The sequence below is a fragment of the Oryzihumus sp. genome, assembly GCF_054325275.1.
Genome location: NZ_JBTCWL010000098.1, coordinates 1 through 11,729, shown reverse-complemented (window position 1 = coordinate 11,729; position 11,729 = coordinate 1). Strand labels below are relative to the sequence as shown.

The following is an 11,729-nucleotide window of genomic DNA, read 5'->3' as shown; positions in this document are numbered from 1 at the left end:
CCGGGTGGCGGGGCGCGCGCCCGCCCCCCGGACACCACTGATCTGGGGTCAGGTCAGCTCTTGATGAACATCTGGGTGAAGACCGGCAGGCCCTGGGTCGGGTCACCGACAGCGCCACCCACCTTGTTGCCGATCACGATGGCCATCTTGTCGTAGTAGAACGGCAGGGCCGGGACGTACGTCTCGAGGATCTCCTTGTCCAGCGAGCCCCACTTGGCGGCCTGCTGGTCGAGCGGGAGGGCGGAGATGTCGTCGATCTTCTTGTCCAGCGCCGGGTCCATCAGCTCACCGATGGAGTTGCCGTCCTTGACCGACTGGGTCTTGAACAGCACCGGGAACCAGGAGGAGCCGCTCGGCCAGTCGGAGCACCAGCCGCGGGGCGAGAACAGCATGTTCACCGGGCTGTCGTAGTTGCCGGTGTACTTGCGGATCTGGGCCTTCGGCACGCCGATCGCCTTGACCTTGAAGCCGGCGGCCTCGAGGAACTTGGTGCGGGCCTGGGTGAGCTGCGAGGAGGTCTGGCTGTCGTTGGAGTAGTACCAGGACAGCTGGAAGCCGAGCTTGCCGGCCTTCTGCAGCGCCGCCTTGGCAGCCGCCGGGTCGCCCTGGCCGGTGCCGGTCAGGCCGGCCACCGAGAACTTGGTGTAGCCCGGGACGGCCGGGGGCAGGATCGAGGACGCCGGGGCGCTGGTCAGGCTGTTGTTGCCGCTGACCTTGTTCATCTCGTCCCAGTTGTAGGCCAGGGCGATCGCCTTGCGGACCTCGAGCGGGATCTTGCGGGAGTCCATCTGCTCGACGATGGTGCAGGGGCTGTCGCCCTGGAGCAGCTGGGCCTTCTTGTCACCGGTCAGCTGCGGGACGACCGAGGAGTCGACGTTGTCGTACTCGACCGCGGCCGCGTCCGGACCCTGGCTGGCCAGGACCTGCTGCTGGCTCTTGATGGCGTCCCCGCCCCACTTGAAGTCCCAGCCGTCGACGTACTGGTGACGGACCGGGTCGGTGCTGGCGTCCCAGTTGGGGTTCTTGACGAGCTTGAGCTCCGCGCCCGGGTTGTAGCTCTGCCACATGTACGGGCCCGTGGTCATCGGGTTCTGCTCGTACTTCTGCTTGGTGTCCTTCGCCTTGGGGATCGGCGTGAACATCGGGAACGTGCCGTAGTAGGGCAGGTCCGGGAACGGGGTCTTGAGGTGGATGACCAGCGTGCTGTCATCCGGGGTCTCGACCCCGGAGTAGTTGTCACCCGAGGCGTAGGGACCCTTGTAGGTGTCGGCGTCCTTGAAGTAGGACAGCTGGTAGGTCGGGCCCGCGTCGAAGACGTCGTGCGCGAAGGAACGCTTGATCGCGTAGGCGAAGTCCTCGGCCTTGACCGGGGTGCCGTCCTGGTACTTGATGCCCTTCTTGAGCTTGAAGGTCCAGGTCAGCTTGTCGGCGGAGACCTTGCCGAGGTCCTCGGCGAGGTCCGGCACCAGCACGGGCTTGCCGTTGCGGATGTCGAACTGGGTCAGCGTCCGGAACGCGAGCTTCGCGATCTGGTTGCCGTCGGTGTAGTAGATGTTCGTCGGGTCGAACGTCGAGGGCGTGCTCTCGGCGTAGACCGTCATGGTCCCGCCCTTCTTCGCCCCCGCAATGTCCTTCGCCGGCCCCTTGGCCGACTCGTCCGTCGCCTTCTGCTGGGCACCGCCGATCGTGTCAGACGAAGAGCCCCCCGCCTGCTTGTTGTTGCTGGACGGCGTGCCGCACGCGGCCAGTCCGATCACAGCCACGGCAGCAATGAGCGCCGTACCCTTCAATCGAATCACTGCGATTCTCCTTGTCTTGCCTGGATGGGCCACGCTGCGTCAGCGGCGCGTCTTGGGGTCGAACGCGTCTCGCACGCTGTCACCCAGCCAGCTCAGGGCCAGGGTGAGGGCGGACACTCCGACGACAGGCAGCCACAGGTACAGCGGGTCTGCCTGGTAGTACGTGGTGGCCTTGGCGATCATCTGGCCCCACGACGGGGTGGGCTCGATGAGCCCGACCCCGAGGAAGGTGAGCCCGGCCTCGGCAACGATGTAGGCCGGGAGCGCCAGGGACAGCGAGATCACGATCGGCGCGACGAGGTTCGGGAGCAGCTCCTTGAACAGCACCCGCCGGGTCGGGACGCCGATGACCTTGGCTGCGGCGACGAACTCCCGCTCGCGCAGCGAGATGACCTCACCGCGGATCAGCCGCGCCAGGCTGGCCCAGCCGAAGAAGACCAGGACGCCGATCAGGACGAAGAAGCGGATGTCCGCGTTGTCCTGCGGCGACAGCGCGTTGACGCCGCCGGCGATGCTCACGACGATCGGCACGGCCGCGATGGCGACGAGCAGGTAGGGCAGGCTCAGCACGAAGTCGATGACCCAGCTGATGACCCGGTCGACCCAGCCGCTGAGGAAGCCGGCGGTGAGGCCGAGCACGACGCCGACCACCGAGGACGTGATCGCGGCGACGAAGGCGATGACCAGGCTGGGGCGTGCCCCATAGGTCCACTGCGCGAACAGGTCGCGGCCGGTCTTGGGCTCGACGCCGAACCAGTGGTCGGCGTTCGGGCCGATGGTCGGGAAGCCGAACTCGTCCACCAGCTCGGTGTGGAAGTCGCTGTAGTTCTGGCCCTCGATAGCGCACAGCAGGGGCGCGAGGACCGCCACGAGGACGAAGAACAGCACCACGCACCCACACACGATCGCCATGCGGTCCGTGCGCAGGCGGTCGAACGCGATCCGCGACGGGGACTTGCCGTGCTCCTTGGTGGACGCCACGGGAACCGCGGCGACCAGGGCCTCGCTCGAGACCTGGTCCTGCGGGTCGACACCCAGCGACATGCGCACTCCGTCCATGTGAAACAGCCGTGACGACATCGTTCGGCCTCACATGGCGAAGGGGTCCCCCGACAAGATGTGACGGCGCTCTCACGAGTCGGCGTAAACATGCCACACGGTCAGGCCCACATCCAGAACAGTCGATGCGTTGGATGACAAATCGTTACCGAGCGTGTTGATGCGCGCTCAGCGGCCGCGGATGTGCCTGCGCAGCTGGGCCCACCGGGCCGACAGCGTCTGTTCCCAGCCGCGTTCGGTCGGGTGGTAGTAGTCGGCCTGCTCCGCGAGGTCGTCCGGGAGGTACTGCTGCTGCACCACACCGGCCGGGTCGTCGTGGGGGTAGGAGTAGCCCTCCCCGTGGCCGAGGCGTGCCGCTCCGGCGTAGCCGCTCCCCCTCAGGTGGACCGGGACGGGGCCTCCGCGACCGGCCCGGATGTCGGCGATCGCCGCGTTGATGCCGGCGTAGGCGGCGTTGGACTTGGGCGCCAGGGCGTTGTGGACGACGGCCTGCGCCAGGATGATCCGCGCCTCGGGCATGCCGATCTGGGCCACCGCGTGCAGGGCGGCGACGGCGGTCTGCAGTGCCGTGGGGTCGGCCATGCCGACGTCCTCACTGGCCGCGATGACGATGCGCCGGGCGATGAAGCGCGGGTCCTCCCCCGCCTCCAGCATCCGCGCGAGGTAGTGCAGCGCGGCGTCGACGTCACTGCCCCGCATCGACTTGATCAACGCGCTGGCCACGTCGTAGTGCTGGTCGCCGGTGCGGTCGTAGCGCACGGCGGCGTGTGCCACCGCCTGCTCCACCTGCGCCAGCGTCACCTCCACCGGCTCGTCGGTATGCCGTCCGGCCGGCTGGGCGTCGAGGGCCACCCCGGCGGCCGCCTCCAGCGAGGTCAGTGCCCGCCGGGCGTCTCCCCCGGCGATGCGCACGAGGTGGGCGCGGGCGTCGGCCGCGAGGGTGAACGCCCCGGCCAGGCCACGCTCGTCCTCCAGGGCGCGGGTGAGCACCTGGTCGAGCTCGTCGTCGGCGAGCGGGCCGAGGGTGATGAGCATCGAGCGGGACAACAGCGGGGCGATGACGCTGAACGAGGGGTTCTCCGTCGTCGCGGCCACCAGGATGACCAGGCGGTTCTCCACGCCCGGCAGCAGGGCGTCCTGCTGGGCCTTGGTGAACCGGTGGATCTCGTCGAGGAAGAGCACCGTCTGGCGGTCATAGAGGTCGCGCTCGCGCGCCGCGGCGTCCATGACGGCGCGGACGTCCTTGACCCCGGCGGTCACCGCGGACAGCTCGACGAACTTGCGCCCGGCGTTGGTGGCCACGAGGTGCGCGAGGGTGGTCTTGCCCGTTCCCGGCGGCCCCCAGAGGATCGCCGACAGCGGGCCGGCGGGCCCGGCATACCCCTCGATGAGGCGGCGCAGGGGGCTGCCCGGGCGCAGCACGGCGCCCTGCCCGCGCACCTCCTCCAGCGACTGCGGGCGCATCCGGACGGCCAGTGGCGGCATCACCGACGGCGACGCGTCGACACCGGCGGCACCCTCGCGGTGCGCCGTGGCGAAGAGGTCGTCGTCGGCCGTGCTCACGGCTGGCAGGCTATCCCGCGTGACCCACACGCCCTCCCCCGCGTCACCTCCGCGCACGACGTCGCCGGCACGCCCGACACGCCTGGCCCGGATGGGCACCGTCGTGGGGCGCCATCCCTGGCGCGTCCTCGGCCTGTGGCTGGTCGTCGTGGTCCTGTGCTTCGCGGCGGCCGCCGGCGCGCTCGGCGGTGACTCGCTGTTCCAGCGGCTCACCTCGGGTGAGCCGACCGTGCCGGGCGAGGCGCGCACCGGCCGGGACCTCGTCTCCGAGGCGGCGACCAAGGGACCGGCGACGATGCTGCAGGTCACCGGGGTGGACCTCACCGCCCCTGCCGTCGCCGGCGCCGTCCGCCGGCACTCCGCGGCCCTGCGCCGCATCAGCGGGGTCCAGCAGGTGGCCACCCCCTTCGTCGTCCCTGGCGGACCCACGTCGGCTGCGGCCAGATCCCTTGTGGCACAAAGCGACCCGTCCGTCGGCGGGTTCCTCACCGTCGTCGACACGAAGCCGGGCCTGTCGAAGGCGGCACAGCGCAGCACCGAGTCGGCGGTCACCGCCGAGCTGCAGGCCATGGTGCGCGACCTGCCGGGCGCGCGCGGCCACGTCGGTGGCACCTCGCAGCTGGTCAGCCAGATCACCGGCCAGGTCGAGACCGACCTGCGCACCGGCGAGGGCATCGCGCTGCCGGTCAGCCTGCTGGTCATGGTGGTGGTGTTCGGCGGCTTCATCGCCGCGGGCATGCCCGTCGTCGGGGCCATCGCCTCGATCGGGGGCGCGCTCGCCAGCCTGCTCGCCTTCTCCTACCTCATCGACCTCGACGCCTCGGTCGTCAACGTCGTCACCGTCCTGGGGCTGGGCCTGTGCATCGACTACGGCCTGCTGGTCGTCAGCCGGTTCCGCGAGGAGCTCCGCGCGATCGCCGCCGGCGGCCCCGCGGCCGACATCACCCACGAGCAGGTCGTGCGCGCCACCTCGCGCACCCTCGCGAGCGCCGGTCGCACGGTGATGTTCTCCGGGCTGACCGTGGCCATCTCGCTGAGCAGCCTGCTGGTGTTCCCGGCCCAGCTGATGAAGGCCATCGGCGCCGCCGGTGTCTCCGTGGTCGTCGTGGCGCTGCTGGTCGCGCTGACCCTGGTGCCCGCACTGTGCGCGTTGGCCGGTCGCCGGCTGCTGCGCCGTGGCACCGAGCAGGCGTCGGACACCGGCATCTTCAGCGCCCTGGCCCTCCGGGTGCAGCGGCGCCCGGTGGCCGTCATCGTCGTCGTGGTCGCGGCGCTGCTGGTCGCGGCCGGCCCGGCCCTCAGCCTGCAGCTGACGTCCTCGGGCACCCGCCTGCTGCCCGCCGGCACCGACCAGCGCGTGTTCTTCGAGACCCTGAAGCGGGACTACCCGGCGACCAGCGCTCCGGACGTCACCGTCGTGGCACGGGCACCGCTGGCGTCGGTCACCCGCTGGGCCGGGGACACCGCCGCCCACGTGCCCGGCGTGCGCAGGGTCGACGCCCCGAAGCAGGCCACGCCGGACCTGGTCTCGGTCGGGCTGCGCACCACCGACGGGCCGCTCGGCGCCACCACCCGCCGGGTGGTCACCTCGCTGCGGGCCGACCGCCCGGCCTTCCCCACGTGGGTCACCGGGCAGGCCGCCCAGCTCGCCGACTTCAGCGCGTCGATGCGCGCGCGGGCGCCGGTGGCCGTGGCGCTCATCGTGGTCGCGACGTTCGTGCTGCTGTTCCTCATGACCGGGTCGGTGGTGGTGCCGCTGAAGGCGCTGCTGCTCAACGTGCTGTCCCTCGGCGCCAGCCTCGGCATCACGGTGTGGATCTTCCAGGAGGGCCACCTCGCGGGTCTCATCGGCTTCCAGTCGGTGGGCGGCATAGAGTCCACGATCCCGTTGCTGGTGCTGGCGTTCGGCTTCGGCCTGTCGATGGACTACGAGGTGTTCCTGCTCTCCCGCATCACCGAGCTGGTCCGGCGCGGCCACGACAGCGACGAGGCGGTGGTGCTGGGCCTGCAGCGCTCCGGGCGGATCATCACCTCCGCGGCCGTGCTGATCATCATCGTCTTCTGCGGCTTCGCCGCCGGCAGGCTCCTGGTCATCAAGGAGACCGGCGTGGCCCTCGCGGTGGCCGTGGCGATCGACGCCACCCTGGTGCGGATGCTGCTGGTCCCCGCCACGATGACCGTCCTCGGCCGGCGCAACTGGTGGGCGCCGGCGCCGTTGCGCCGCTGGCACGCCCGCTACGGCATCTCCGAACAGGTCGAAGGTGCCCGCTGAGACCGTGCAGCAGCTCACGTCGTGGCAGGAGCTGCTCGAGGCGTCCGGGCAGGACCCGTTCGTCCGGTATGACGTGGGGCCGGCCTTCACCAGCGGCTGGGCGGTGGACGGCGCGGTCGCCTTCCTGCGGCGCACCCCCTCGGGCCGGACCGCGCTGGCGCTGCTGGGCAGCCCGGCCGGCGTGGAGGCGCTGGTAGTCACCTTGGCCGCCGACCCGTCCGTCGTGACCGGCCACGACGTCAGGGCCATCACGCTGCCCCAGCCGCTGGAACCGTTGCTGGAGAGGCACTTTCGCATGGGCCCGGTTTCTCGCTGGGAGTGGCTGTGGACGCAGGAGGTCCCGGAGCAGCAGCGCGCCGAGGCGGCGCTCGTCGCTCTGGACAACGCCGCCGACGCCGCTGAGCTCACGGCGTTCCTCACGGACGCCAGCCCGACGGCGAGCGCCCGCCCCGGCGACGAGGGCAGCAGGTGGTGGGTCGGTGCACGAGACGGCTCGGGCGCGCTCGTCGCCTGCGGCGCCCTGCAGCGCACCGGTGGTGGCAGCCCGCACCTGGCGAGCATCGCGGTCCGCCCGGACCGGCGTGGCGAGGGCCTGGGCGCGGCCGTGACGGCGGCGCTGACCCGCCGGGCGATCACCCTCGACGGGGTGTCGACCCTGGGCATGTACTCCGACAACGCGGTGGCTCGCTCGCTCTACCTGCGCCTGGGCTACCGGGTCGCACAGGCCTGGGCGACCCGCGTCATACGGCTCCTGGAGTGAGTGCACGGGAGCCCCCGCACCGGTGCGGTGCGGGGGCTCCCGGGACGAGCCGACGTCAGTGGACGTCGAGCGCGGCGGTCGCGGTGGAGCGGTCCGGTGCCTTCACCACGACGGTGTGGTCACCGAGCGTGGTGTCCGCCGGGACGGTCACCTTCACCAGGACGTTGCCGCCGGCGTCGGTGGTCACCGTGCCGAGAGCCACCGTGCCGTCGAGCGAGATCCGCTGCAGCGTCAGGGGCGTGAAACCGCGCAGGTGCATCAGGACCTGCTTGCCCGGCTTCACCCGTGGCGGGGACAGCTGCACCGTCCCGGAGCTGACCGGGTCGACGTGGGCGACCGGGCGGACCCGCACGACCTGCGGGTCGTGGTCGGAGGCCTGGTCGGCGAACTCGGAGTTGACGTGGATGACGTCGTACTCCACCGCGCCCGGCGCCGACAGCACCGTCGAGGTGAAGATGTGGTCGAGCACCTGCGAGACGCCGTTGTAGTTGTAGGTGTAGCGCTCGTTGGCCGGCAGGGTGTTGATCAGGTCGGTCAGCGTCGCACCGTTGTCGGTGAGCGTCGTGACCGCCGGGGAGAACTGGTAGTCGTTGAAGTCACCAGCCAGCACGATGTTGGCCTTCGGGTCGACGGCCAGCACCTGCTTGACGAACGCGTTGACGGCCGTGGCCTGCGCGGTGCGCTGCTGCTCCGAGCTGCGCGTCGGCGGCTGGAATCGGCCGTCGGCGTTCTGGTCGCCGCCCTTGGAGTTGAAGTGGTTGGCGACCACGATGACCTTCTTGCCCTGGAAGACGAACTCGCCGGCCAGGGGCTTGCGGCTGTCCTCCCACGCTGTGTTCGACGGGTCGACCCGGCCGGGCGAGACGGTCAGCGCCGCGGTGCCGTCGCTGTCCTCCTGCACGCCGACCGCGGTGGTGGGGTCACCGCCGGGCCGCTGCACGAACGTGACGCGGTCGGGGTTGTAGAGGAAGGCGACGCGGATGTTGCCGCCCGGCTGGCCACCGTCCTGGTCGTTGACCGGGTCGATCTCGGCCCACTTGTATGCCGGGCCACCGGCCGCGCTGATCGCCGCGGTGAGCTTGGTGAGGGTCTGGTCGGCGGCCACGGTGCCGTCGTCGGTCGCACCGCTGTTGTCCTGGATCTCCTCCAGGCTCACCACGTCGGGCGAGGCGAGGTTGGTGACCACGCCCGCGCCGAGGCGCTGGTACTTCGCGTCGGGGTCGCCGGGCGCGAGGTTCTCCACGTTGTAGGTCGCGACCGCGAGCTGGTCGGCGGCCTGCGGGGTGGCCAGGTTGCCGGTGAGGTGGTTGTCCTGCCACGCACCGGTGGCCGTCGCGGCGATCGCGTAGCCGCCGAAGGTGGACCAGTCCACCGGGCCGCTGGTGGCGCCGTTGAGCACGTCGCCGACGTTCGCGGCCGGGACGACGCCGTTGACCGGGGACACGAGGACGCGGCCGGAGGGCAGGTTGTAGCTGTCCACGTAGGCGCCACCGCGGTACGTCGCGTTCTGCGCCGGCTTGGTGGTCACGTAGATCTCGCCGTACTGCGGCTTGCCGGGGCCGACGACGCGGGCGTCGTCCACCTCGACCCGCATGCCCTCGTGGGCCTCCCAGAACTCCATCGCGGAGTGGGCCGGGTCGACCGGGTTGATCGCCTCGACGTTGCCACCGGCGACCTGCGGGGCGTAGGTGTCGGGCACCGTCGACGGGGTCAGCTGCAGCGGGGCCGGCAGGGCGTTGCCCTTGCTGACCACGGTGACGGTGGTGGCGTTGATCTCGGTGGTGGACAGGCTCGAGGTGCTCGAGACGGTCTCCCCGGAGGACAGCGGGTAGTAGTCGGTGACCGGGCCGGTCACGAGGACCGCGTCGCCGACCGAGACGCCACCCTTGGAGCTGAAGACGAAGACGCCGGAGGACGCCGACGGGCGGGCCGCGTCGGGCTGGGTCTCCTGGATCCAGTAGCCGGCGCTCTTGCCGGTGCGCACCGCGGTGACGACGCCGGCGACCTTGCTGACTGTCTGGCCCTTGAGCGGCGAGATGAACCCGTCGCCCTGGATGTCCTGGATCGTCGTCGTGCCCGGGAGGCACTCCTGCGGGGTCGGGACGGCGGTGCAGTCCGGGCCGGTCGGCGCCGAGCCGTTGACCGTCTTGGGCGTCGGGGCGGCGACAGTGAAGTCGGCGCCGTTGTTGCCGGTGTTGACGACCGGGCCGTTCTTGCGCTGGGCCGAGGTCGAGTTGCTCGTCGCCGCGGTGGGGGTGCCGCCGGCGGCGTCGTTGGCCCCGCCGAAGCCGACGAAGTCCACCACACCCGCGGCGGTGGAGCAGGTCGCACCGCAGGAGAGGGCGGTGGTGCTGTTGACGAGCGCGACCTTGCCCGCGGTGGAGGACATGGCGATCGTGCCGGTCACGTCCGGGGTGGGCAGTGCGGCGCCGGTGGCGCCGCCGGCCTCGCCGACGAGGTATCGCGCGCCGGGCGGGATGCTGCCGGTCAGGGCCGTCTTGCCCGACCAGGCGGCATTCGTGCTGGTCGCCGAGGCGTACTGGACCGACCAACCGGTGAGGTCGACCGACTGCGTGCTGGTGTTGACCAGCTCGATGAAGTCGTTGGCGTACGGCGCGCCGGAGTTGCCGCCGCCTCCGTAGACCTCGTTGATGATGACGCTGGCGCCGGGGTCGACCGCGTGGGCGGCCGGCGCCAGGCTCAGGCCGGCGACGAGGACGGTGCCTGTGGCCGCCACCGCCCCCGTCACTGTGCGCAGGAAAGGCATGGTGCTCCTGGGATGTCGCAGAAGGTGGCTCGCGCCCGGGTGTGGTCGCGAGCGAGCACAACCTAGGGGTCCGCTGTGTGCCTTGTGCGGGCTTTTGCCGACAAATGGGAAGAATTTGGCCGGGGTCTCCCCGGGGTTCACCGGCCCGGCCACCCGGCATACACAACAGCGGCCCCCGCCCCGGTGAGGGGCGAGGGCCGCGGGTGGCGCCGGGGATCAGGCCTCGGGCTGCTCGCGCGGCTCGGGCGTGGCGTCGACGCCGGCCTCCTTGCGCTGGGCGTCCGTGATCGGCGCGGGCGCGTCGGTCAGCGGGTCGACGCCGCCCCCGGACTTGGGGAAGGCGATGACCTCGCGGATCGACTCGGCACCGGCGAGCAGGGCGACGATGCGGTCCCAGCCGAAGGCGATGCCACCGTGCGGCGGGGCACCGAAGGCGAAGGCGTCGAGCAGGAAGCCGAACTTCTCCTGCGCCTCCTCGTGCGACAGGCCCATGACCTTGAAGACGCGCTCCTGGATGTCGCGACGGTGGATACGGATCGAGCCGCCACCGATCTCGTGGCCGTTGCAGACGATGTCGTAGGCGTAGGCCAGCGCCGGGCCGGGGTCGGTGTCGAAGGTGTCGAGGTACTCCGCCTTGGGCGAGGTGAATGCGTGGTGCACCGCGGTCCAGGCACCCGAGCCGACGGCGACGTCGCCGCTGGCGGTGGCGTCCTCGGCCGGCTCGAACAGCGGGGCGTCGACGACCCACAGGAAGGACCACGCCGACTCGTCGATCAGGCCGCAGCGACGGCCGATCTCGAGGCGGGCGGCGCCGAGCAGGGCACGGGAGTGCTTCGGGGCGCCGGCGGCGAAGAAGATGCAGTCGCCCTTGTCGGCGCCGACGAAGTCGGCCAGGCCGGCGCGCTCGGCGTCGGTGAGGTTCTTGGCGACCGGGCCGCCGAGCTCGCCGTCGTCACCGACGAGGACGTAGGCCAGGCCCTTGGCGCCGCGCTGCTTGGCCCACTCCTGCCAGGCGTCGAGCTGCTTGCGGGGCTGCGACGCGCCGCCGGGCATGACCACGGCACCGACGTAGGGCGCCTGGAACACGCGGAAGGTGGTGTCCTTGAAGAACTCCGTGCACTCCACGAGCTCGTTGCCGAAGCGCATGTCGGGCTTGTCGGAGCCGAAGCGCGCCATCGCCTCGTGGTAGGTCAGGCGCGGCAGCGGGCCCTGGACCTCGTGGCCGACGAGCGCCCACAGGGACTTCAGGATCGCCTCGCCGAGCTCGATGATGTCGTCCTGCTCGACGAAGCTCATCTCGATGTCGAGCTGGGTGAACTCCGGCTGGCGGTCGGCGCGGAAGTCCTCGTCGCGGTAGCAGCGCGCGATCTGGTAGTAACGCTCCATGCCGGCGACCATGAGCAGCTGCTTGAACAGCTGGGGGCTCTGCGGCAGGGCGTACCAGCTGCCCGGCTGGAGGCGCGCCGGCACGAGGAAGTCGCGGGCCCCTTCGGGGGTGGAGCGGGTCAG

7 protein-coding genes are annotated in these 11,729 nt (G+C 71.1%); 2 read left to right on the top strand and 5 right to left on the bottom strand.

All coding sequences use genetic code 11. The features are described 5' to 3' along the window. Window positions 1–53 precede the first annotated feature (53 nt). From ACXVGS_RS17830 to ACXVGS_RS17820, 3 genes are all read right to left on the bottom strand, one after another. Window positions 54–1,763 (bottom strand): ABC transporter substrate-binding protein, encoded by a 1,710-nt coding sequence (locus ACXVGS_RS17830; RefSeq protein ID WP_458528966.1) that lies wholly within the window; start codon window positions 1,761–1,763, stop codon window positions 54–56. Window positions 1,764–1,838: 75 nt separating this feature from the next. Next, window positions 1,839–2,843 carry an ABC transporter permease gene (locus ACXVGS_RS17825; protein ID WP_458533382.1) on the bottom strand — a complete coding sequence of 335 codons (1,005 nt, stop codon included), beginning with the start codon at window positions 2,841–2,843 and terminating at the stop codon, window positions 1,839–1,841. Between the two features lie 183 nt (window positions 2,844–3,026). Next, a complete protein-coding gene (locus ACXVGS_RS17820; protein ID WP_458532430.1) occupies window positions 3,027–4,343 on the bottom strand; it encodes a replication-associated recombination protein A in 1,317 nt (438 codons plus the stop codon). Window positions 4,344–4,440: 97 nt separating this feature from the next. On the opposite strand from ACXVGS_RS17820, the gene ACXVGS_RS17815 reads away from it, so the two are divergent. Both ACXVGS_RS17815 and ACXVGS_RS17810 read left to right on the top strand, forming a co-directional pair. Continuing rightward, entirely contained in the window at window positions 4,441–6,693 is a 2,253-nt protein-coding gene (locus tag ACXVGS_RS17815; RefSeq protein WP_458537283.1) for an MMPL family transporter, read from the top strand. A 4-nt stretch (window positions 6,694–6,697) separates the two neighbouring features. After that, window positions 6,698–7,453 carry a GNAT family N-acetyltransferase gene (locus ACXVGS_RS17810; RefSeq protein WP_458538187.1) on the top strand — a complete coding sequence of 252 codons (756 nt, stop codon included), beginning with the start codon at window positions 6,698–6,700 and terminating at the stop codon, window positions 7,451–7,453. A 55-nt stretch (window positions 7,454–7,508) separates the two neighbouring features. Here the strand turns inward: ACXVGS_RS17810 and ACXVGS_RS17805 are convergent, their stop codons facing one another. Together ACXVGS_RS17805 and aspS are read right to left on the bottom strand one after the other, a co-directional pair. Further along, window positions 7,509–10,220, bottom strand: coding sequence for a lamin tail domain-containing protein (locus ACXVGS_RS17805; RefSeq protein WP_458532426.1), 2,712 nt, complete (start codon window positions 10,218–10,220; stop codon window positions 7,509–7,511). A gap of 216 nt (window positions 10,221–10,436) precedes the next feature. Beyond that, window positions 10,437–11,729 (bottom strand): aspartate--tRNA ligase (gene aspS / locus ACXVGS_RS17800; RefSeq protein WP_458537281.1); only part of this gene is annotated, 1,293 nt, incomplete at its 5' end.

What these genes read in the sequence shown, in the direction of transcription:
- ACXVGS_RS17825 (WP_458533382.1), bottom strand. Translation starts at nt 2,843, where the DNA reads ATGTCGCTGGGTGTCGACCCGCAGGACCAGGTCTCGAGCGAGGCCCTG.
- ACXVGS_RS17820 (WP_458532430.1), bottom strand. Translation starts at nt 4,343, where the DNA reads ATGCCGCCACTGGCCGTCCGGATGCGCCCGCAGTCGCTGGAGGAGGTG.
- ACXVGS_RS17805 (WP_458532426.1), bottom strand. Translation starts at nt 10,220, where the DNA reads ATGCCTTTCCTGCGCACAGTGACGGGGGCGGTGGCGGCCACAGGCACC.